Annotated in this window: 20 protein-coding genes; 14 read left to right on the top strand and 6 right to left on the bottom strand. The window is 44.0% G+C overall.

Annotated features, from left to right (window positions below; genetic code table 11):
- The first annotated feature begins 30 nt into the window (after positions 1–30).
- Complete coding sequence (locus ACX6CI_RS16580; RefSeq protein ID WP_458774763.1) at positions 31–861, top strand: amino acid kinase family protein; 831 nt, start codon at positions 31–33, stop codon at positions 859–861.
- Positions 862–1,019: 158 nt separating this feature from the next.
- Here ACX6CI_RS16580 and ACX6CI_RS16575 read toward each other — a convergent pair whose 3' ends face one another.
- Positions 1,020–1,433, bottom strand: a complete 414-nt coding sequence (locus ACX6CI_RS16575) for a helix-turn-helix domain-containing protein (RefSeq protein ID WP_458774762.1) — start codon at positions 1,431–1,433, stop codon at positions 1,020–1,022.
- A 243-nt stretch (positions 1,434–1,676) separates the two neighbouring features.
- Between ACX6CI_RS16575 and ACX6CI_RS16570 the strand changes: the two genes are divergently transcribed.
- From ACX6CI_RS16570 to ACX6CI_RS16540, 7 genes are all read left to right on the top strand, one after another.
- Positions 1,677–2,822, top strand: coding sequence for an acyl-CoA dehydrogenase (locus tag ACX6CI_RS16570; RefSeq protein ID WP_458774761.1), 1,146 nt, complete (start codon positions 1,677–1,679; stop codon positions 2,820–2,822).
- 42 nt (positions 2,823–2,864) lie between these two features.
- A complete protein-coding gene (locus ACX6CI_RS16565; protein WP_458778478.1) occupies positions 2,865–4,847 on the top strand; it encodes a heterodisulfide reductase-related iron-sulfur binding cluster in 1,983 nt (660 codons plus the stop codon).
- A 45-nt stretch (positions 4,848–4,892) separates the two neighbouring features.
- Entirely contained in the window at positions 4,893–5,666 is a 774-nt protein-coding gene (locus ACX6CI_RS16560) for an electron transfer flavoprotein subunit beta/FixA family protein (protein WP_458774760.1), read from the top strand.
- An 8-nt stretch (positions 5,667–5,674) separates the two neighbouring features.
- Positions 5,675–6,592 carry an electron transfer flavoprotein subunit alpha/FixB family protein gene (locus ACX6CI_RS16555; RefSeq protein ID WP_458774759.1) on the top strand — a complete coding sequence of 306 codons (918 nt, stop codon included), beginning with the start codon at positions 5,675–5,677 and terminating at the stop codon, positions 6,590–6,592.
- Between the two features lie 15 nt (positions 6,593–6,607).
- Positions 6,608–6,919, top strand: a complete 312-nt coding sequence (locus ACX6CI_RS16550) for a hypothetical protein (protein ID WP_458774758.1) — start codon at positions 6,608–6,610, stop codon at positions 6,917–6,919.
- A gap of 217 nt (positions 6,920–7,136) precedes the next feature.
- The gene (locus ACX6CI_RS16545) at positions 7,137–7,541 is read left to right on the top strand and encodes an acyl-CoA thioesterase (protein WP_458774757.1); all 405 of its coding nucleotides are present in this window, start codon (positions 7,137–7,139) and stop codon (positions 7,539–7,541) included.
- A 318-nt stretch (positions 7,542–7,859) separates the two neighbouring features.
- Positions 7,860–9,077: an OmpP1/FadL family transporter gene (locus tag ACX6CI_RS16540; protein WP_458774756.1), complete on the top strand. Its 1,218-nt coding sequence runs from the start codon at positions 7,860–7,862 to the stop codon at positions 9,075–9,077.
- Positions 9,078–9,176: 99 nt separating this feature from the next.
- Here the strand turns inward: ACX6CI_RS16540 and ACX6CI_RS16535 are convergent, their stop codons facing one another.
- Positions 9,177–10,046 carry a radical SAM protein gene (locus ACX6CI_RS16535; protein WP_458774755.1) on the bottom strand — a complete coding sequence of 290 codons (870 nt, stop codon included), beginning with the start codon at positions 10,044–10,046 and terminating at the stop codon, positions 9,177–9,179.
- 293 nt (positions 10,047–10,339) lie between these two features.
- On the opposite strand from ACX6CI_RS16535, the gene ACX6CI_RS16530 reads away from it, so the two are divergent.
- From ACX6CI_RS16530 to ACX6CI_RS16520, 3 genes are all read left to right on the top strand, one after another.
- Positions 10,340–12,361, top strand: a complete 2,022-nt coding sequence (locus ACX6CI_RS16530; RefSeq protein ID WP_458774754.1) for an FAD-dependent oxidoreductase — start codon at positions 10,340–10,342, stop codon at positions 12,359–12,361.
- A gap of 267 nt (positions 12,362–12,628) precedes the next feature.
- On the top strand, positions 12,629–13,906 hold the full coding sequence (locus ACX6CI_RS16525) for a double-cubane-cluster-containing anaerobic reductase (protein WP_458774753.1): 1,278 nt from the start codon (positions 12,629–12,631) through the stop codon (positions 13,904–13,906).
- 169 nt (positions 13,907–14,075) lie between these two features.
- Complete coding sequence (locus tag ACX6CI_RS16520) at positions 14,076–14,843, top strand: acyl-CoA dehydratase activase (protein WP_458774752.1); 768 nt, start codon at positions 14,076–14,078, stop codon at positions 14,841–14,843.
- Here the strand turns inward: ACX6CI_RS16520 and ACX6CI_RS16515 are convergent.
- A complete protein-coding gene (locus tag ACX6CI_RS16515; protein WP_458774751.1) occupies positions 14,834–15,589 on the bottom strand; it encodes a tRNA threonylcarbamoyladenosine dehydratase in 756 nt (251 codons plus the stop codon). The two genes, ACX6CI_RS16520 and ACX6CI_RS16515, sit on opposite strands and share 10 nt — an antisense overlap.
- 187 nt (positions 15,590–15,776) lie before the next feature.
- On the opposite strand from ACX6CI_RS16515, the gene ACX6CI_RS16510 reads away from it, so the two are divergent.
- Positions 15,777–16,169 (top strand): YkgJ family cysteine cluster protein, encoded by a 393-nt coding sequence (locus ACX6CI_RS16510; protein WP_458774750.1) that lies wholly within the window; start codon positions 15,777–15,779, stop codon positions 16,167–16,169.
- A 357-nt stretch (positions 16,170–16,526) separates the two neighbouring features.
- Positions 16,527–17,153: a PEP-CTERM sorting domain-containing protein gene (locus tag ACX6CI_RS16505; protein WP_458774749.1), complete on the top strand. Its 627-nt coding sequence runs from the start codon at positions 16,527–16,529 to the stop codon at positions 17,151–17,153.
- Between the two features lie 107 nt (positions 17,154–17,260).
- Here the strand turns inward: ACX6CI_RS16505 and ACX6CI_RS16500 are convergent, their stop codons facing one another.
- The 3 genes from ACX6CI_RS16500 to ACX6CI_RS16490 form a co-directional block, all read right to left on the bottom strand.
- Positions 17,261–17,773, bottom strand: a complete 513-nt coding sequence (locus tag ACX6CI_RS16500) for a YgjV family protein (RefSeq protein ID WP_458774748.1) — start codon at positions 17,771–17,773, stop codon at positions 17,261–17,263.
- A gap of 73 nt (positions 17,774–17,846) precedes the next feature.
- A complete protein-coding gene (locus ACX6CI_RS16495; RefSeq protein WP_458774747.1) occupies positions 17,847–18,920 on the bottom strand; it encodes a hypothetical protein in 1,074 nt (357 codons plus the stop codon).
- A 164-nt stretch (positions 18,921–19,084) separates the two neighbouring features.
- Positions 19,085–19,756: a helix-turn-helix domain-containing protein gene (locus ACX6CI_RS16490; protein ID WP_458774746.1), complete on the bottom strand. Its 672-nt coding sequence runs from the start codon at positions 19,754–19,756 to the stop codon at positions 19,085–19,087.
- 157 nt (positions 19,757–19,913) lie between these two features.
- On the opposite strand from ACX6CI_RS16490, the gene ACX6CI_RS16485 reads away from it, so the two are divergent.
- The gene (locus tag ACX6CI_RS16485) at positions 19,914–20,687 is read left to right on the top strand and encodes an ABC transporter ATP-binding protein (RefSeq protein WP_458774745.1); all 774 of its coding nucleotides are present in this window, start codon (positions 19,914–19,916) and stop codon (positions 20,685–20,687) included.
- Positions 20,688–20,734 lie beyond the last annotated feature (47 nt).

Raw genomic sequence — 20,734 nt, 5'->3', positions numbered from 1 at the left:
CATATTATGCAAAAAAGGGAGACATAATACATGGCATTGGTGCGAGAAAAAGATGGAAAAAGGCTGCATGTCAAAAGTACTCTGATGGGTGAAAGTCTTGTGAGTAAAGAGTTTATTGGCCAGTTGGATATAGCTCCCCAGGAAAAGCTGTACCCTGATGTCAAACTCATGAAGATTGGCGGACAGTCAATTTGTGATCGTGGTGTGAAGGCCCTTCCGGATATTTTAAAGGAAATAGTCCAGAACCGTAAAAGTCACAAAATGGTTTTGACGACAGGTGGAGGGACGCGATCCAGGCACATTTACACTCTCGGTCTTGAAATGGGTATGCCCACAGGGGTCATTGCTAAATTTGGTAGTATGGTCTCAGAGCAAAATGCACTGATGATTGCAACCTTACTCTCTCCGTGGGGAGGCGTTCAGATTGGTCATGCTGATATTGTCAAGTTGCCGACCTATTTTGCAGAAGGTATTATTCCGGTAATGCATGGTATGCCGCCCTATGACTATTTTGCAATTAAGCCTAAGGTTGGTCGAATTCCAATTCATCGCACCGATGTAGGACTTGTTATTCTTGCAGACCTTATCGGTTCTGACACCGTGCTGTTTGTAAAAGATGAGAACGGTCTTTATTCTAATGATCCCAAAAAGGATCCTGATGCGACCTTTATTCCAGAGATCAGTGCAAAAGAACTGTTAGAGAGTGGTCAGGATGACCTGGTTATTGAGAGGCCTTGTCTTGATATAATCCAAAACAGTGAAGTTCTTGAAAAAGTGCAGATCATAAATGGAATGGTTCCGGGCAATATAACCAGGGCCTTGAATGGTGAGCATGTAGGAACATATATTTATAAAGAGTAGACATGTACCCTATATGATTCACTGAATCGTGCAGTAGATTTTTGCTGTAAAAAAAAGAACCTCTGCCAGATGGCAGAGGTTCTTTTTAGTATCTTACTCCAGAAAAGCTGTCATAGCCCGTTTATCGGGGTTGGTTGCTGGCTAGTACAATGTGTTTTTCAGCTGTCTTTCGGGTTGAAACCATTGTTGAGTAGATCGGTAATGCGTACCCTGTATTCAACAATATCGTTACGTAGAGATGAGAGGTTAGCCATCTTCTCATCTACCTTTGCTATATGGCTGTCGAGAATTTCAATAAGCTTTGGTGTAATGGTATCAAAATTCTTTTCGTTAATATCAAAAATATCAGACAACTGTTGAATTTCTTTCAAAGAAATTCCCATTGTTTTAAGCTTGAGGATGAACTTAAGTCGAAGCACATCATCCTTACTGTAGGATCTGGTTGCGCCATCAAGCCTCTCATTTTTCCCCATTAATCCAATTTCTTCATAATAGCGGATGGTCCGGGTGGTGATGTTAAGATTCTTAGCTAACTCACCTATCTGTACTGATTTCTGCTCTGGTTTACTCATCTTTGCTTCCTTTATGGAGGTTAAACCTCACCTTTACGTAATCTGATGTGCATAAACTTAGCATGGGCTGTCTTGGCATGTCAATTGAAAAAGTGAGATTTCCGCACCATATAATCGAATATGGGTGGAATGAAAAAAGTAGAGTTTAATGTCTTGACCTTTACGTAAACATTTTTTATAAAGGAGGGAGAATACGATTGAGTGTGATGTCTAAGTTGTAATCTCTCTTGAGGAGAACCTGTTATGATTTTTGAACACACCGAAGAACAGAGTCTATTGCGTGAGATGGTTCGTGATTTTGCCGAAGCTGAGGTTCAGCCGTCTGCCAGAGAGCGCGATGAAAATGAACGGTTCGACCGTTCGCTTATGTTTGACCGTTTGGCTGAGCTTGGTCTTACGGGGATTGTCTTTCCTGAAATCTACGGAGGGGCGGAGGCTGACTATATCAGTTACGCCATTGCCGTCGAAGAGTTGTCCAGGGTTTGCGCTTCAACAGGTGTTACCCTCTCAGCGCATCTCTCCCTTGGTTCCAATCCCATATACCTTTTTGGTTCAGAATCGCAAAAAGAACAGTTTCTAACACCGCTCGCGACAGGTGAGAAGATGGGGGCCTTCGGGCTTACAGAGACTTCTGCCGGATCAGATGCAGGTGGCACCAGAACCACTGCTGTAAAGGATGGTGCTGGCTGGCTTTTAAATGGTGCTAAAATATTTATCACCAATGCGGGTGAGGCGGATACCTATATTGTTTTTGCCAGGACTGATAAGGATGCAGCCAAGCATCACGGCATATCTGCCTTTATTGTCGAGAAGGGAACGCCTGGTTTTTCTTTTGGTAAAAAAGAAGAAAAAATGGGAATCCGTTCCTCACCCACCATGGAAATTCTTTTTGATAACTGTCTGATTCCCGCTGGAAATCTTCTAGGAGTTGAGGGAGAGGGTTTTACGGTTGCCATGAAGACTCTCGATGGTGGCCGAATCGGTATCGCCTCCCAGGCGCTAGGTATTGCCCAAGGTGCACTTGATACTGCTGTTGCCTATGCCAAAGATAGAAAACAGTTCGATACGCCTATCAGTTCCTTTCAGGGGGTCCAGTTTCAGCTTGCTGACATGGCGACCCAGATTGAAGCTTCCAGGTTGCTCATTTACAATGCGGGCTATCGGGCGAGCAAGGGCCTCAGTTATTCACAGCAAGCCGCCATGGCAAAACTTATGGCAAGTGAAACCGCCATGAAAGTAACAACCCAGGCCGTTCAGATTCTAGGTGGTTACGGTTATACACGGGATTTTCCTGTGGAGCGGATGATGCGGGATGCAAAGATTACAGAGATCTATGAAGGGACAAGTGAGATACAGCGGCTGGTGATTGGCAGTTCACTGACCAGATAATATGTATAACAGTTTGAAGACACATTGTGAATGGAGACAATGATGGAATACACCAGGGAAATTTATTGGAATGTTGGCCATGGAGCGTGGACTTTGGTTCCTATGTACCTGTTGGTAATTGTAGCACTTGGTCTGCTGGCTAAAGGATTTTACGCTCGGATTAAGGTGTATCAGCAGGGACTTCCTCTTACTCGCGATGATCAGCGTGTTTCGAGGGTGAAGTACATGTTGGAAAATGTGTTACTGCAGAAAAAGGTGAGCAAGGTGGCCTGGCCGGGCATGTTGCACGGGCTATTTTTCTGGGGCTTTGGACTTCTCGTTATCGGAACAACCCTCATTGTCATCCAGGCTGATTTTACTGATCTGCTCTTTGGAATCAAATTTTTAAAGGGGACGTTTTATAAGCTGTTTTCAATAGTTCTGGATCTTGCAGGCCTCATCTGTATCGTCATGCTGGGTGGACTTTTGATCAGACGGTATTTCTACGCACCTGAAGGTCTTGAGACAAAAAATGACGACGCCATAATGCACGGCCTCCTCTTTATCATTCTGATTACAGGTTTTGTTATAGAGGGTGCGCGAATGGCGGTAACAGAGCTGAACACACCGCTTGCTGCCTGGTCTCCAGTTGGTTTTATCTTTGCAAAATCTCTTCAGGGTATGGGGGAGGGCGGCTTGCTAGCCCTTCATAAGGTTACCTGGTGGTTTCATATGCTTTTGGTGATGGGATTTTTCATCCTCATTCCATATACAAAATTCAGACACATTCTCACCACCAGTGGCAACTATTTCTTTACCGACCTGGGGCCTAAGGGAAAGCTTGTCTCCTTGGATCTTGAAGATGAAGATGCCGAGAGTTTTGGTGTCTCAAAGATAGAAGAGATGACCTGGAAGGATATCTTCGATACAGATGCCTGTACTCTTTGTATGCGCTGCCAGGATCGTTGTCCTGCTTTTAATACAGATAAACCCCTATCACCCATGAAACTCATCAGTCAATTGGGCGATGTGGCCTTTAATGCACCTGACAGTGTTCTGGTGGACACCATCGGAAAGGATGTCCTCTGGTCCTGTACCACCTGTCGTGCCTGCCAGGAGATCTGTCCTGCCAGTATTGAGCACGTAAATAAAATTATCGATCTCAGACGCTCCATGGTGCTTATGGAAGGTGAGTTCCCTGGTGAAGAGGTAATGGCTGCTATGGAAGCTACCGAAGTAAACGGTAATCCATTGGGTGTTGGCTATGCAGAGCGTGGTGACTGGGTTAAGGATCTTGGCATTAAACCACTTTCTGAAGACGCTGATGTTGAAGTTCTCTTCTTTGTTGGTTGCTACGGTTCTTTTGACAAGAGAAACATCGCCGTTGCCACAAGTTTTGTCAAACTCTGTCAGGCAGCAGGCGTTAAGATTGGTATTCTCGGTAAGGAAGAAAAATGTTGTGGTGAGCCAATGAGGAAGATGGGTAACGAATATCTTTATCAGACTCTTGCTGCTGAAAATATCGAGACAATCAAAGGCTACGGTGTTCAGAAGATAGTGACCACCTGTCCTCATTGTTACAATACCCTTGAAAAAGACTACCGCGACATGGGCTTTGAGGCTGAAATCCTCACCTATACTGTTTTTCTGGAAAGTCTGATCTCGGAAGGTCGGCTGAAGATTAATTCCGAAAATCTCTCCTGTACTTACCATGATTCCTGCTATCTCGGACGTCATAATGATATCTATGATGCCCCAAGATCGTTGATTGAAGCTGCTGGTGGTACGCTTGTGGAAATGGAAAAAAATAGGGAAGAGGCCTTCTGTTGTAGTGCCGGTGGTGGAAGGATAATGGCAGAAGAAAACATAGGTGAACGCATTAACATTAAAAGGGTACGGATGGCTGCAGAGACAGGAACGGATGTGCTGCTATCCAACTGTCCTTTCTGTTTGACGATGTTTGAAGATGGTGTAAAAGGTGCTGAACTTGAGGGAGTTCTTAAGCCTCAGGATATCGCGGAAATATTAGCAGAACGAATTGTCTAAACTGGTAAGTTGAACTCAGTAACCCCTGAAAACTGGAGGGATATAATGAAAATACTTGTATGTATCAAGCAGGTTCCAGATATGGAATCCAAATTTAAAGTGGATGATAACGGGACCTGGTACGCAAAAACGGATCTGGCCTGGAGAATGAATGAGTATGACGAATATGCCGTTGAACAGGCCGTTCAGGTAAAAGAGCAATTAAAGGATGGTGATATCACAGTTCTTTGTATCGGCTCTGATCAGGTTAAAGAAACCATGAAAAAGGCCCTTGCCATGGGTTGTGATCGTGGTGCTCATATTGCTGACGATGATGCTTCTGGTAAGGAACCGCTGCAGATTGCTGGCGTTATCGCAGAGTATGCACGGGATAAGGGTTTTGATCTTATTTTTACAGGTATGCAGTCCCAGGATAGAGGCAGTGGCCAGGTTGGTGTCCTTGTTGGTGAGATCCTTGAGGTTCCAAGTGTCTCCACCGTGGTTGAGTTTGCCTATGATGATGGCAAGGTCAGTGCCAAACGCGAGTTAGAGGGTGGAATTAAGGCATGTGTTAATGTTGCAACTCCTGTTGTTATTACCTGTCAGCTTGGCTTGAACACACCACGCTATCCAACGTTGCCCAATATCATGAAGGCAAAGAAGAAAGAACTGCTTTCAACTGATATTTCTGAGTTACTTAAGGTTGACCCGCGTCAGGAAACCTTGAAGATGTACACACCTGAAAAGAAGGGTGGCGGGTTGGTGCTTGAAGGTGATGCTGGAGACTTGGCGGATCAGCTTATTAAGATACTCAAAGAAAAAACTGGCGTTCTGGCCTAGGAGGAAATATGAAATTACTACTTATTGCGGAAAGCAGAGAAGGAAAACTCCTGGGCGGCAGTTATGAACTGGTAGCCTTTGCACAAGCCATGGGCGCAGAGACGGCCATGTTCATGGTCGGTAGTGAGGCAGATGTTCCCAAGTGCGATGGCACCCTCTATCTTGCTGATGTAGCTGAAGCTGGGGAGTATAACCCCGATGGGCATAAGGCTCTTATCCTGGATGTAGTTGCCAAAGAAAATCCTGATTGTGTTGTTTTCTGTCACTCTTCATACGGGTGGGATTTAGCCCCAAGAGTTGCCTACGCTATGAAAGCTGCCCAGGTTTCTGAGGTAGTTGGTGTCGCTGATGGCACGATGGTTGTACCGGTATGTAATGCAAAACTGCGTAGGGATGTAAAATCGAATACCGAAAAAACGGTAGTCACTTTGCAAAGCGGTGCCTTCGGTCTTGCTGATGAGCCATCCGGCTCGCCAACCATTGAAAAAATCGGTGGAACTGCTGTAGGGAAAGTTGAGTTCACAGGTTTTGAGCAGGCTGCAGCTGGAGGCGTTGATCTTGGTAAGGCTCAAATTATCGTCAGTGCCGGTCGTGGTATTGGAAAACCTGAAAATGTGAGCATGATCTCTGATCTGGCCAAAGCCCTTGGCGGGGAGTATGGCGCCTCAAGACCAGTGGTTGACTCTGAGTGGGTGGAACACAACAGGCAGGTTGGAACAACAGGACAGACTGTTGCACCAAAGTTGTATCTTGCCTGCGGAATATCAGGAGCCATTCAGCATTTGGCGGGCATGAAACAGTCCGAGTTTATTGTTGCAGTCAATACAGATAAGGATGCTCCGATAGGTGAGGTTGCAGATGTACTTATTGTTTCCGATCTGAAAGAGTTTGTTCCTGCGCTAACTGGAAAAATTCAAGCCCTGTAGGCATGAGGAGTGACAATGGTTGACGATATTTTTGCAAGTCTAAGCGATGTCTTTGTAGAAGGCGCTGTAGCAAAGCCCATGAGTTTTTATTTCTCGCTGGGTGATACCAAAAAGACGGTGCAGCTCAGTCCAGAATCATGTGAAATAAGTGATGGGAGGGTTCTGGATAATGCTGATTGCGTTTGTAAAACCAGTCCTGAGTTTTTCGTCAAAATTTGGCAAGACGACTATCGGCCGGGGATGAAAGACTTTCTTTCCGGAACCATTAAATCAAACAATCCTAACGCTCTGCAAGATTTTTTAAAGGGTTTCGGTAAACCTGCCTGATATCTGTTGCTTAAAAACTTCGCCGTATTCTCTATGGAAATGCGGCGAAGCTTGTTGCTGTATGTATCCCGGTGAAGATACGTAATCCGGGGCTCAGTTCAGTACATCAAGCACCATGTAATATAAACAGACCCATTACCTCTACATTTATTGGAGAGATGTAAGTGTCTTGTAGGGTGCTTTTTGTTTTTCTATTCTAAAATAAGCAGGGGATGAGATGGAAGTATTAACTGAGATCAAGGTGAGAGGCTACCATGCTGATTTTTACGGTCATGTAAATAATGCTCGTTACCTCGAGTTTTTTGAAGAAGACCGCTGGGCGCAGCTGGAGTCAAAGATTGATTTAAGAAAATGGGCAGCGCAGGGCGTTATTTTTCTGGTGGTTAATATCAATGTAAATTACAGGAAGGCTGTTCCGGTGGGTGAGGTACTTGTGGTTACGACTGATGTTGCAGAAATTGGAAACAGAAGCGTAATCTTAAAGCAGGAAATCCTTTTTAAAGAGAGTCGAAAAGTGGCAGCGGATGCACTGATTACCTTTGTCATTGCCGATAAGACAGGTAAGGCCGTTTTGATGGAAGGTGAGATGCTACAAGAAATTGAAAAATTACGCGCTTCATAAATTACTAAAAATGGGTTGTTTTTGAGTTACTTTTTTGAGATATATTCATGGAGGAATTAACCAAAATATAGAGCCGGAGCAGGCTTCTGGGGTGAGCTTTAAGTTATCTTTATAGTTGACATATATTAGGTTTATGTATTAGACAATGAGCATATCTTTGGAAAGGGGTATATTATTAATACTGTTTACCTGTACGTAAAGGTTATGTGGTCGTCGGGGAGCTTCTGTTCTGGCATATAGCTGGGGCGGATGTTTTGGGTTATCTGCTGCAAGTCCGGGTGGAGTCCAGGAAATTCTTAATACTGAGGGGAGAAGAGTATGAGAAAAAAGATATCTGTATTGGCATTAGCATCGATTTTTGTAGCGGGTTCTGCAATGGCTTCTGGTTGGCGTATTCCTGAACAATCTGTTGATTCAACTGCAAAGTCAGGTGCTAATATCGCCTCAGCTAAAAGAGCTGATGCTGCATATTTTAACCCTGCAAATATGGGATGGATGGAGGATACCTGGCATCTTCAGGCCAATGCAAGTTACATTTATCTTTCCCCAATCGAATACACTGATGCTCGCAGTGCTATGATGAGTGACGAGTCCGAGTCAGAGCATTTTTTCGTTCCAACAGGTTTTGTTGTCTCTCCTGATTATAGTGGAGCGCGTTTTGGTGTAGCGATTACTGCACCATATGGCCTGTCTAAGCGCTGGGAAGATGGTTATGGAAAGGCTTTTGCAGAAGAGTTTTCTCTTACTGTTATAGAGGTAAACCCAACCATTTCTTACACTTTTATGGACAAGGTTTCCATCGCAGCAGGGCCTCGGATGATCTATGCTGATGCAACTGTTTCAAGTGATGCTTCAGGAATTGGTGTCCCAGTATCAAGAAGTATGGAAGGTGATACTGTGGAATGGGGCTGGAATGCTGCTCTTTCTATAAAACCTATGGAACAGTTAAATATATCTGCTACATTCAGGTCAAATGTTGATATGGATTTTGATGAGACAACAGACCTTAGTCTCATGGGAACTGCGATGCGCATTCCTGCAACTGTATCTGTTCCTGCACCGGGAGTGATAGCACTTTCAGTAGCCTATGATGTCATGGAAAATCTCAATGTTGAGTTAACTTGGGATAGAACTTTCTGGTCTGAGTATGACACTCTTGACTTTAATTATACTCCACAAATTCCAGGAAATCCTTTTGAAGCACCCGTTGCAAGAGATTGGGATGATACCGATGCATTTCGTATAGGCCTAACGTATGGATTGAATGATGCAATTGATCTGATGGCAGGATTTGGTTATGACAACAATCCTATTCCAACAGAGAATGTTGACTTTTCTATCCCGGATTCAGATGCCTGGCTATATTCTCTCGGTATGCAATATGCTGTCAATGACAAGATGGATGTAGGTATAGCGGCCCTTTATGATTACAAAGAAGAGCGCGAAGTTTTGGTTAATCCGGCTGGGAATGTTTACGGAAAATTCACAGATGCCTCTGCTTTTTTGATTACCGTTGGTTTGAATTACAGATTCTAAGGTGATTAGAGACGTTTGATGAAAACAAAAGCCCCTTGTTGCCAAAAGATGCAGCAAGGGGCTTTTTTGCGGCAATCGTTAGGTCATGATCGAAGTGGCTTAAAGTCCTCTCATATATTCAGGTTTAAGATTTACCTTACCGTCAAGTGCTTTTCGTATAAGTTCAAGAGTTGCAGCCTTGTCCTTTGGTAGTTTGGCACGTATGGGAAGATAGTTTGAGGCATGGTTGGCATGGAAGTAGCCGTCTGAGAGTTCTGTTGCCTCAAACATCGTGGCCAGTTCCTCTAACATGCCGTGAGAGCGTGGAAGACTAAAAATACCCTTTTTGTTATCCTGATAGAGCGGGGTGTTAGGGGTGAGCATAAGGCTGAGGGCACCAACGTATTCGGGGTCAATCGCGCTGAGAACACGACCTGTCTCTTTTGCGTGGATCTGGGAACGTTCGGTTCCTGCAATCCCGAGTAGTACCGTGATGGAAAGTTTGATTCCTGCTGCGCGAATCTTTTTTCCCATCTCAATGACCTGGGCACTGTTGCTACCCTTGTTAATGTTTTCCCGGGTGATGTCATCTCCTGTTTCAAGACCGAGGTAGGCAATTTTCAGCCCGAGGTCGTGGAGCTCCCGGAGCTGCTCCTCACTTTTCATATTAACTGATTTGACGTTGGCGTAGGTGCCAATACGGGTAACCCATGGGAGTTTGAGCTGGATTGCTTTGAGGATTGTAACCAATTTTTTCTGAGGAATGACGAGGGCATCACCATCACAGAGAAACAGGCGTTCCTGTCTCTGGCAGTGGATAGCAGCAAAGCCAATATCTGCCATAATTGTTTTGTCATCTTTGATGGAAAATCGAATCCCCTTGTACATGCCACAAAAGGTGCATTTGTTGTGGGAACAGCCGGTGGTAACCTGAAGGAGAATAGAGTTTGCCTCACTGGGCGGTCTGAAGATGTTACCCTGATATTGCATAATGAACACCTGATGTGAAGATTAACGAAAAGGCGAGCTACGAAATAGATTGTTGTAGTGCAAGATCCTGTTTTACGATCAAAAATCATTTTTCTATGCTTTGCGTATGCAAGATGTAACTATATAGTATAACAGTTTATAGGCGCAAGGAAAACCGGCCCTGTAAACGGGCTAACTACCATGGTGGTAAATTTGCATTCTTAATTTCAAAAGAGTCTCCAGTTTACTTGTTTTGTGGAAGGTTTATTGGAGTAAGGTATTAAGACATTACGTTATGGAGGATTCATCCAGCTATGAAAACGGGGAAAATAACCTATCCTAATCTGCTTCAACCTCTTGACCTTGGATTTACTACTTTGAAAAACCGTGTGCTGATGGGCTCAATGCACACAGGCCTTGAAGAGGAAAAGGATGGTTTTAAAAGAATGGCCGCCTATTTTGCTGCTCGTGCTGCTGGTGGTGTCGGGCTGATGGTCACAGGTGGTGTAGCTCCTAACCGTTCCGGTTGGGTTTCTCCATTTTCTATTCGGCTCGCTAAGGCCTCCCAAATAAAAGATCATCAGATTGTAACCAGCGCAGTCCATGAAGCTGATGGTAAAATTTGTATGCAGATCCTTCACACCGGAAGGTATGGATATCACCCTCTCTGTGTCGCTCCAAGTGCCATCAGGGCACCTATTAACAGGTTTAAACCAAGGGCGCTAAGCGTCCGTGGAATAAAAAGCACCATCGCTGATTTTATTAAGTGTGCAACTCTGGCCAGAGAATCTGGCTACGATGGTGTTGAAATAATGGGATCAGAGGGTTATCTCCTCAATCAGTTCATCGCCAAAAAGACCAACAAGAGAAACGACGACTGGGGTGGTTCCTTTGAAAATCGTGTTCGTTTCCCCCTGGAAATTGTTCGAGGAGTTCGTAAGGCGGTGGGGGAGGATTTTATAATTATTTATCGGCTTTCCATGCTTGATCTTGTGAAAGATGGTTCAAGCTGGGAGGAGGTCGTTGCCCTTGCTAAGCTGATGGAGAAGGCTGGTGTTTCAATCATCAATACCGGTATTGGTTGGCATGAGGCACGGGTACCAACAATTGCCACAGTCGTTCCAAGAGGGAGTTTTACCTGGGTGACTAAAAAACTCATGGGAGAGGTCAGTGTGCCTCTTATTGCCACCAACCGGATAAATATGCCCGAGGTTGCAGAGTCTGTACTGGCAGATGGCTGTGCGGATATGGTGAGTATGGCCAGGCCGTTTTTGGCTGATCCTGAATGGGTAAAGAAAACCGTTACCGGACGAAGTGATGAAATAAATAGTTGTATTGGCTGTAACCAGGCGTGTTTGGACCACATCTTTGCACGCAAGACCTCAACCTGCCTGGTCAATCCAAGGGCTTGTTTTGAAACTCAAAAACCTTTTGTGGCTGCGAGAACAATAAAAAAGGTCGCTGTGGTTGGAGCGGGGCCAGCGGGTTTGGCCTGTGCCACAACGGCAGCCGAGCGGGGGCATGATGTAACGTTATTTGAGCAATCAGCACATTTAGGCGGGCAGTTTCGTCTGGCAAGACAGATTCCAGGTAAAGAGGAGTTTGCAGAGACTCTTCGCTACTATAACAAACAGCTAGAATTACATGGGGTTAATGTGCAAATGGAATCGTCCCCAACGATAGATGAACTGAAAAGTTTTGATGAAGTCGTCATAAGTACAGGGGTTGTCCCCAGGCAAATTAGTCTGCCTGGAAGTGAAACCGGAAATGTTTCTTTATATAATGAAGTATTGAGTGGGGAAAAAGAAGTGGGTGAGGCGGTGGCCATTATTGGTGCCGGAGGGATCGGTTTCGACATGGCTACCTATCTAATTCATGGGGAAAAGGAGGAGTCTATTTCGGGCTTTATGGCAGAGTGGGGCGTTGATATGGAATACTCCGATCCGGGTGGCCTGCGTCAACCAGTAAAAACTTCTCCCAGGCGAACGATTTATCTTCTCCAGAGGAAAACAACCAAACCAGGGGCAGACCTTGGTAAGACAACCGGATGGATTCACAGATCGACGTTGAAAAAAAATGGGGTGAAGATGCTGACAGGTTGCGAATATCTCTCTGTTGATCCCACTGGGCTAACTATACGTCAGAGTGGCGAAAAACAGCACCTGGAGGTTGATGATGTTATTATCTGTGCCGGCCAGGAATCTGCACTCGATCTGGTGAAAGAGTTAGATAACCAGAGTGTTGGCTATCATATAATCGGCGGGGCACTTAAGGCAGGTGAACTCGATGCGAAAAGAGCGATATCCCAGGGAGTAGAAATAGCCGATAAACTGTGATGGGTTCTATTAAGCTACTGTAGTTGTAACAGAATATACGTATATGGTGATGGCAAGGGGGAGCAATGAAGTTATTGCTCCCCCTTTATCTGTTTTGTATAGGTGAGTTCTATTTGTGGGGCTGTATCTATAGGGATTACCTGTTGGACAGGTGGTGAATGTAATGGTTATAACCAGCATCAATTTTGAGGTTATTGAAAAAATGGCATTTTATATTTCACATCAATAATGATGTGACAATCGTTACGCATACATATGGAGTAAAATATGGCTGAAGACTACCGACCAATGTGGAAAGAAATGGGCCTTGACCTTGAGGCGCACGATATGCTTTTAGGTGTGCTGGGTAAGGCGTATGAGGATGTCTTTCTCTCCCAAAAGGACCGTCCCGAGGGGATGGCATATTTTGACTTTGTAATGAGTGAGGTCCATGGCCTTCGTATCAAAGAGCTCCTTGATGAAAAAGCTGCAGGAAGAAAGATAATTGGTTCATACTGTGTTTTTGTCCCTGAGGAAATTGCCCTTGCTGCCAATGCAACCTTAGTGGGCCTCTGTTCAGGAGCTGATTTTGCCATTGAGGAGGTGGAGAAGCTTCTACCTCGTAATACCTGTGCCCTTATAAAGTCAGCATTTGGTTTTAAGATCGGCAAGGTTTGCCCCTATCTTGAATCTGCGGATATGGTAGTAGGGGAGAATACCTGCGATGGCAAGAAAAAGGGGTATGAAACCTTAGGTAAGATGATAGATAATTTGTATGTGATGGATCTTCCCCAGGTGAAAACTGAAGTCGGTCGGGATCTGTTGAAAGCAGAATACTATCGTTTTAAAACGGCGGTGGAGGAGTTGACCGGTGTTACAATTACAGCGGACTCCCTGAAGAAATCTATCCGACTGGTAAACGATAAAAGAAAGGCGATGTATCGTCTGTTGGCACTACGTAAAGCAAACCCGGCTCCCATCTCAGGTCTTGATGCGCTTTTGGCCAATCAAGTCTATTTCTATGACAATCCGGAGCGATTTACGGCCTCCGTTAATACAATATGTGATGAGCTGGAACAGCGCATAGCAAAGGAGCAGGGACCGTTTGCAGCGAAAACGCCTCGAGTACTTATTGCAGGTTGCCCCCAGGCTGTACCAAACTGGAAACTTCCAAGTATTATTGAAAGTTCCGGTGCTGTAATTGTGGGTGAAGAGTCCTGTGTGGGAGAGCGTGGCACCAGAAACCTCATTGATGATAGTGGCTCAACTATTGATGAGATGATGGATGCTATTGTGAATCGCTATTTTCAAGTTGATTGTGCAATTTTTACTCCTAACCAGGAGCGAACAAAGCATATTAAAGAAATGGCTGAGAGCTATGGCGCTGACGGGGTCATTCACTATGGTCTCCAGTTTTGCCAGCCTTACCTCATGGAAGCGATTCCTGTTGAACAGACCATGGAGGATGTTGGAATACCCTGTTTACGTATTGAAACCGACTATTCCATGGAGGATGTAGGGCAGTTGAAGACCAGGGTTGAGGCCTTTGTTGAACAACTTTCCTAAGGCTACTATGAAAAATTGCTAATTGGCCCAACTTCATCGTTACGTTCAAAATTTTATCCGTGGAATATCAGTTATATGCCTGTGATAAAATTTTTTACGTGTTTCGAATTTGAGCTAATTTTTCAAGGTACCCTTAAGTACTTTTCTAAGTACTGAGGCGATAGATACGATGCGATATGCAGGAATTGATATAGGATCCAGATCCATTGAAGTTGTTGTTGTGGATGAGAGTGGCGAAGTGCAGGATAAGCTGCAGGCCGATACTGGCTTTGATCCAATGACAGAGGCCAAAACCATGATGCAGGGTCTTACTTATGATCATATTATGGCCACAGGTTATGGGCGAAATCTGTTTGAACTCTCCTTTGATGCTCCCACTGTGACAGAGATAAAGGCCCATGCAACCGGTGCGAGAAGATTGTTTCCTAATGTTCACACTATTCTTGATATAGGTGGTCAGGATAGTAAAGTCATTGTTCTGGCTGATAATGGCAGAGTAAAAAAGTTTGAGATGAATGATCGTTGCGCTGCAGGCACCGGTAAGTTTCTAGAAATCATGGCGGTTAGTTTGGGTTTTGATATAGGTGGCTTTGGAGGAGAAGCGCTGCTTGCTGAAAAAGAGATTAGTATTTCTAGTATGTGTACTGTCTTTGCAGAATCAGAGGTCACCTCGCTTATTGCTAAAGGGGAGAATAGGCGAGAGATCGCTCGCGGCCTGCATGAAAGTGTTGTAAGGCGGGCGGCGGGTATGGTCTGCAGATTCTCCAGTGAAAGTGATGGTGGGCTGGTGTTCACAGGTGGGGTTGCAAAAAATAGCTGTATCGTATCTCTCTTAGGGAAGAAATTAAATCGTAAGATTGAGGTTCCTGATGAGCCTCAGTTTGTAGGAGCCTTTGGGGCTGCTCTTATTGCCCGGGAGAACGAAGCTCAAGCGTAATCCTCGACATTTATGAGTTTGAATATTGCAAGATTGGCGATGGTGAGGCCAAATATACCAGTGATTGTGGGGAGGCTGCCAAGGATATTTCTGGACCTGCCCCGATCGCTATATGGTGTGTCACCAATCGTTGTGTCGTCTTGGGGCGGTGTGTAATCAAAGTTTACTTTCTCTGTGGAGTAGACACAGGTAATTCCTCGTCCCACCTCTCTACGTCGTAATCTTTTCCTTACGTGTTTTGCTAATGGACAGTTTGATGTGTCGAAGATATCCCCTGTTTTTATAAGTCTAGGGTCGGTTCGAAGGGCAGCTCCCATGGAACTTATCGTGGGGATTTGTCTACTGTATGCCCCATGAAGCAGTTGTGTTTTTGGGTTGAGGGAATCGATGGCATCAATGAGAAGATCTGGTCTGGGGCTTAAAATCTGTTCGAGGGTCTCTTCTCCTGCAAAAAGATGAAGGGCCTCAACAGTACACCGAGGGTTGATATCCTGCAGTCGCTCTTTGAGGACTTCTGCTTTACTTCGGCCCAGGGTCGACTCCATAGCAATGATTTGTCTGTTGATATTGCTGGTTTGTATAGTGTCAAAATCTACAATACGTAGAGATTGAACTCCGGCACGGGCAAGACCTTCGAGTACATAGCCGCCAACCGCTCCAAGGCCTATGACGGTAACGTGTTTTGCCTGGAGTTGTTTGAAAACCTCAGTTCCAAGTAGTTGTTCTGTTCTTCTGAATCGATCCATAACTGTTTCCCGCAATCCCCTACCTTTTTTTGTCTCTATATGCTAAATAGGCCATTTTTTATTCTCCGACTATCGGAGGAAAACAATATAGCCTATTTAGACGTTCACAAACAATTTTCTTGGTTTTTGAAATAGAAATAGTTAGTTACGTCTTGTATCCCAGTCCGCGGGGGAGAGTAAATTTATTATGTCAAAAATGCCAAGCGTGCCAGCAAGTATCGATGATCTGAAAACTTGGGCTAAGTATAGAAAGAAAATGTGTGACCATTGTAGAGGAACCTGTTGCAGTCTCCCCGTGGAAGTTAAGGCTGAAGATCTTGTTCGTATTGGCGTGGTGGACGTTTTTGAACTTGAAGACAATATGAAGCGCGTTTTTAAACGCCTGAGTAAAGAAGGGTTGGTGGAACATTACCATGCAAAGAGTGAAACCTTTACCCTCACTCGTATGGCAAATGGAGATTGTCTCTATCTCGATCCTTCAAGCAGGCGATGTACTATTTATGATAGACGTCCCAACACGTGTCGCAACCATCCGCAGGTTGGACCTCGTTCCGGCTACTGTGCGTATATTCCGAAATAGCGAATTGTTTCATACCTGGTTCATTTAAAAGGAAAACCACTCTCTTGTGAGTGCTACATAGTGGTAGCAATTACCCGTTATATCGCGGTAAATCTTCTTAGAAGTAGTGTTGTTTACGGTGTGTTTAAAACAATGTTGAAGCTTTTGTGTGGGGAAAAACACACAAAAACAATAGGATAATTCTGTTCGTTTTGCTGGAATTGTTTTTGTTTGGATGTAAGTCTATAAATCTCAAAGTATAAAAATTAGAATAATGTTAGAAACTTAGCAAAGCATAACATTTTTCTCATAAATGGGAATGGTTATTGCTTTTACTCCTCTTATATAAACGCATATGTTTATAAAGAGAGGGAGAATATGAAAATATCTAAACAAATAATTGTATTACTTAATATATCATTACTTTTTTTTGCGACACAGGGGTTTGCATTACCAATCTACGAAGATGATACCGTAACAATGTGGAGTAAAGATGGACATTATAGCCTGCAAAAAGGAGATGATATTTATCATTCATTTTGCTTAGAGAGTAAACAGTACTTTACTTCAGGAGCAACGTATACAGTTGATACTATAGGTGGGACTGCTTTTGGCGGAGGAACTCAATGGGATGGTGCAACTTATACACCCGTTGGACTTGGCGGTGATGAAGTTGAGGATGAGACTAAATGGTTATTTGCTTCTTATCTAACTGATAAAAAAGGTGAAAGTAATCAAAAAGTTCAAGACGCTATTTGGTGGTTAGAGGGTGAGGTTGGCGGAAGCGAAAGTTCATGGAACTATTTAAAAGATCTGTATAGTTGGAACAGCACGAAGTTGAATTATGCTGATTGGGACATAGTTGCAGTGAACATTTCAAAAAACGGCCAGGATAATCAAAGTCAATTGATCGGTACTGCACCAGTACCTGAACCTGCAACTATGATGCTTTTTGGTGCTGGTCTTTTGGGCCTTGCGGGAGTGCAGCGCAGAAGAAGGAAATAACACAATAATTCCACTCTATGAATACGTGGCAGGACCAGCAATGGTTCTGCCTTTTTTATTGCAGAGCAGTGATTCATTGTAGAACGTTAAGCATAGAAACAACTATCTTATGGTGAGAGAACCTGCTTTTGTGGTCGGATATAGAAGCGGTAATACCCGAAGATATTGGAACTGGCAAAAAATATTTCAAGGATAACGGCGCCGGGAGAGCCTGCAAGATAGTTGTGGGTAATCCAGAGCAGGGTGGCTCCAAACATGAGTTGGCGTAGATTCTTATCCTCTTTGCAAAAAGAACCCATTGTGCCGACTGTCCCGGCAACGCAGCCGATAATGGACAATAAACCCTGAAATGTCAGAAGAGATACCACCCAGGTGGCAGCAATGAAGAGATACATGAAATATCTCGAAGTTGAAAAGATAGACGTGGTAAAACGTAGCGCTGCAATACATCCAAGGCCAGCTGCAGTCCAGTGACCCAGTATCATAAAATGGCTGGAAATTAACAGACAGGAGACGAGCAAGCAGCTGACAATGTGTTTACGCTCTTTAAATTGAAAGGACAATATATCCGTACATAAGGCAAGCCCGACAAGGATTTGTGATATGACAAATGGTGACATTGGGGTGAGCCTCAACGGTTAAAGAAAAGAATACAGTGCCGCAGAGTATACACCCTCCTTTAGGTTTCGGCTATTAACTGTTGTTTGGTACCTGAGGAGCAATGTGTAAGTCAGCTTCACTGTAATTTTTTCCTGTTGATTCAGGACTGAAGAAATTTCCTTTATGACATACGTAGAAGCACTGGTGCTTTTCTGCTGTGGATAAGATGAGTTGCTGCAGTTTGTTATGTTCAGAAGTTGGCGTGTTTTTTTCCGGTGAATCAAAGAAAAATATAGGATCCATTCGTGAAAGTCGTGTGCTTGCAGAAATCGCTAATTCAATTCCGGATATTATTTTCTTCAAGGTTGTGACATTTGAAGGTGTTGAAATCTTCTTATTCATCTGCCTCAGATACCCGCTTAGTTCAATGTGGTCGCTGGTTCCTATGTTTTGGGACGTTTGATCCAAAGGGCTAATATCGCCATAGGGATTAAAATAGATGAATAGGGGAAGCCGTTTGAGTACAATTTGTCTGGCGGTCTGGAAATGTTTATCCCGTTCTATCAGTTCAACTGTTTCACTGTAGATATCCTTGTTTTTGGTATTTTTCTCAATCTGCTTGATAAAAAAGAGTAACTTGTCAGCTACCGTGCCTTTTATTCTATCTGTTGAATCAAGGCTCTGGGTGAACGCTTTGGCTCTGTTTTTATGGTTGTTCTGTTGCGGTAGAAGTTCAAGGAGCGCACAGATGTTTTCTTTAATTTCCTCCCATCTGGTAGAAGAGGATAGTTCAACAAAGTTGAGCCAACGGCTGTAATCAAGACGTCTGCCTATCTCAATTCGGTCAGTTTCGTACAGGTTTTGATCAAGTTCTCCAAGTTCATGAACTAATGTAGCCGTTGCAGCGAATACTCCCAATGCGATGGTTCGTTTTTCGGGTTGGATATGTTTCTGATAATTGCCCCTTTTTTCATAGTGAGGAAGGTTTTTAAAAGGATCTTCTGCTGAACATGAAAAAAGTGGATTAAGGGTCTGCAGGCTCCGGAGAAAAAGTGTCCCTTCTAAAGGATCAGCAAAATGGAACTGATTAAGACCGCTACTGAGTTGAAACCAGTTACTGCTAATAAGGGGGCCTGTTCCACGTAATTTTGCTTGAAGAAGTTTCATAAAGTATTGTCGCCTAAGAGCAGTTTGAAAATTACAGTACGTTTTTTGAAAAAAGGCTGAACAGATCTTTTCGTTCACCATGAAGGACAGGTGTGTAAGTAGTAACAATACAATAAACATACTTCACTGTTTAGTGTACTGCAGGAGAGGGCAGAAGATAGAACTCAGTTTGGTCTGTGAATGATGGCAAGTGCCTTGGCAGTACCACCTACACCTCGATAACCGTGGGGTACCACAGAGTCGAAGTAGATACTGTCGCCTTCTTCGAGTACCACCACCTTGTCGCCACTGTGAAACTCCAGGGTACCTTCCAGCACATAGACGAATTCTTCACCTCTATGGTTGTTAAAAGCGATATCCCCAGGTTCCCGTTCTTCCATAAGGACCACAAAAGGTTCCATACTTTTGTTTATTTTAGGGTAGGCAAGTGGGTGGTACTGGTAACCGATATGTGAAATATGTTTTCCTTTGGCTATACCGTGGCGTTTGTCTTTACGAACAACAACTATGTCAGTTTCCTGGGGAGATTCTAAGAAAAAATGTCCAATCGCAACACCCAGTGCACTTGAAATCTTTAGTAAGGTGGCAATGGGAGGGCTAACCAGATTATTCTCGATCTGTGAGAGATTGGGTTTAGATAGGCCTGTGAGTGTTGCCAGGTCCTGTAAGGTCATCTCTCTTTTGGTTCGGAGAATTCGGACTTTTGATCCTATATCCAGGGAAGCAAGCTCTTCTTTAACGTCAGGTGGCATAGTGGTTTGTTTTTTCACAGAAAAATTGATAATTTCGTCAATGGATTTTACACAGCTATATGTACTATAACCGGATATTCCCACTGAATCATCCTTTTCGTTGCAAAGCCAATGGTACAATAAAAATACTTTGTCACTCTTTCGGTTTGACTTTCATCGTAATTGTTTATTATATCATGGACACATTTCGTGGGTAGAGAAACTATCGTTGTTCCCCCTCAGCATAGAAGAAATAGGCTTTATGAATACCAGTCAGCATGCTATCTCTGTAGAAAATCTCCATAAAAGCTTTGGCGCAAATGAAGTTCTCAAAGGTATTAACCTCACCGCAGATAAGGGTGAAGTTATTTCAGTGTTGGGTTCATCTGGGTCGGGTAAAAGTACCTTACTTCGCTGTATGAACCTGCTGGAGATTCCAAACTCCGGGATTTTAAGGGTTGCAGGTGAAGAGGTGCTGATGAAACAAAATCGTAAAGGGGAGAGTTTACCCGCTGATATGAAGCAGGTGGAGCGTATTCGCTCAAAACTTGCCATGGTGTTCCAGCAGTTTAATCTCTGGGCCCATATGACCATCCTCGATAACGTTATGGAAGCACCGGTTCATGTGTTAAAGCAGAACCGTAAAGAAGTACGCGAACGGGCAATCGAGTATCTCAATAAGGTTGGGATTGGTGATAAGCTTGATGCATACCCGATCCACCTTTCAGGCGGTCAGCAACAGCGAGCAGCCATTGCCCGTGCCCTCTGTATTGAACCGGAGGTTATGCTTTTTGACGAACCCACTTCGGCTCTTGACCCTGAACTGGTTGGTGAAGTACTACAGGTTATGAGGGATTTGGCCGATGAAGGCCGCACCATGATTGTTGTAACCCATGAGATGGGGTTTGCCCGCGAAGTAAGCTCCAGGACAATCTTTTTAGAACAGGGGCTTGTCATCGAGGATGGCACCTCCCAGTCAGTTTTTGACTCACCAAAGACAGAGCGTTTCAAGACCTTTATTGCAGCAATGATGTAATAGGAGTGTTGTAGGCGAACTCTGATATTTTAAAACATAAAAGGAGA

The sequence above is a fragment of the Desulforhopalus glucosivorans genome (assembly GCF_054397165.1).
Note: the sequence above shows the minus strand (reverse complement) of the source record. Positions and strands in the feature narration are given on the sequence as shown.

Excerpts from the sequence above, each read along its gene's own strand:
- ACX6CI_RS16505 (WP_458774749.1), top strand. The coding sequence starts at position 16,527 with ATGAAAATATCTAAACAAATAATTGTATTACTTAATATATCATTACTT.
- ACX6CI_RS16520 (WP_458774752.1), top strand. The coding sequence starts at position 14,076 with ATGCGATATGCAGGAATTGATATAGGATCCAGATCCATTGAAGTTGTT.
- ACX6CI_RS16550 (WP_458774758.1), top strand. The coding sequence starts at position 6,608 with ATGGTTGACGATATTTTTGCAAGTCTAAGCGATGTCTTTGTAGAAGGC.
- ACX6CI_RS16580 (WP_458774763.1), top strand. The coding sequence starts at position 31 with ATGGCATTGGTGCGAGAAAAAGATGGAAAAAGGCTGCATGTCAAAAGT.
- ACX6CI_RS16540 (WP_458774756.1), top strand. The coding sequence starts at position 7,860 with ATGAGAAAAAAGATATCTGTATTGGCATTAGCATCGATTTTTGTAGCG.
- ACX6CI_RS16500 (WP_458774748.1), bottom strand. The coding sequence starts at position 17,773 with ATGTCACCATTTGTCATATCACAAATCCTTGTCGGGCTTGCCTTATGT.
- ACX6CI_RS16575 (WP_458774762.1), bottom strand. The coding sequence starts at position 1,433 with ATGAGTAAACCAGAGCAGAAATCAGTACAGATAGGTGAGTTAGCTAAG.
- ACX6CI_RS16535 (WP_458774755.1), bottom strand. The coding sequence starts at position 10,046 with ATGCAATATCAGGGTAACATCTTCAGACCGCCCAGTGAGGCAAACTCT.
- ACX6CI_RS16545 (WP_458774757.1), top strand. The coding sequence starts at position 7,137 with ATGGAAGTATTAACTGAGATCAAGGTGAGAGGCTACCATGCTGATTTT.
- ACX6CI_RS16515 (WP_458774751.1), bottom strand. The coding sequence starts at position 15,589 with ATGGATCGATTCAGAAGAACAGAACAACTACTTGGAACTGAGGTTTTC.
- ACX6CI_RS16555 (WP_458774759.1), top strand. The coding sequence starts at position 5,675 with ATGAAATTACTACTTATTGCGGAAAGCAGAGAAGGAAAACTCCTGGGC.
- ACX6CI_RS16530 (WP_458774754.1), top strand. The coding sequence starts at position 10,340 with ATGAAAACGGGGAAAATAACCTATCCTAATCTGCTTCAACCTCTTGAC.
- ACX6CI_RS16560 (WP_458774760.1), top strand. The coding sequence starts at position 4,893 with ATGAAAATACTTGTATGTATCAAGCAGGTTCCAGATATGGAATCCAAA.
- ACX6CI_RS16510 (WP_458774750.1), top strand. The coding sequence starts at position 15,777 with ATGTCAAAAATGCCAAGCGTGCCAGCAAGTATCGATGATCTGAAAACT.
- ACX6CI_RS16485 (WP_458774745.1), top strand. The coding sequence starts at position 19,914 with ATGAATACCAGTCAGCATGCTATCTCTGTAGAAAATCTCCATAAAAGC.
- ACX6CI_RS16525 (WP_458774753.1), top strand. The coding sequence starts at position 12,629 with ATGGCTGAAGACTACCGACCAATGTGGAAAGAAATGGGCCTTGACCTT.
- ACX6CI_RS16570 (WP_458774761.1), top strand. The coding sequence starts at position 1,677 with ATGATTTTTGAACACACCGAAGAACAGAGTCTATTGCGTGAGATGGTT.
- ACX6CI_RS16495 (WP_458774747.1), bottom strand. The coding sequence starts at position 18,920 with ATGAAACTTCTTCAAGCAAAATTACGTGGAACAGGCCCCCTTATTAGC.
- ACX6CI_RS16565 (WP_458778478.1), top strand. The coding sequence starts at position 2,865 with ATGGAATACACCAGGGAAATTTATTGGAATGTTGGCCATGGAGCGTGG.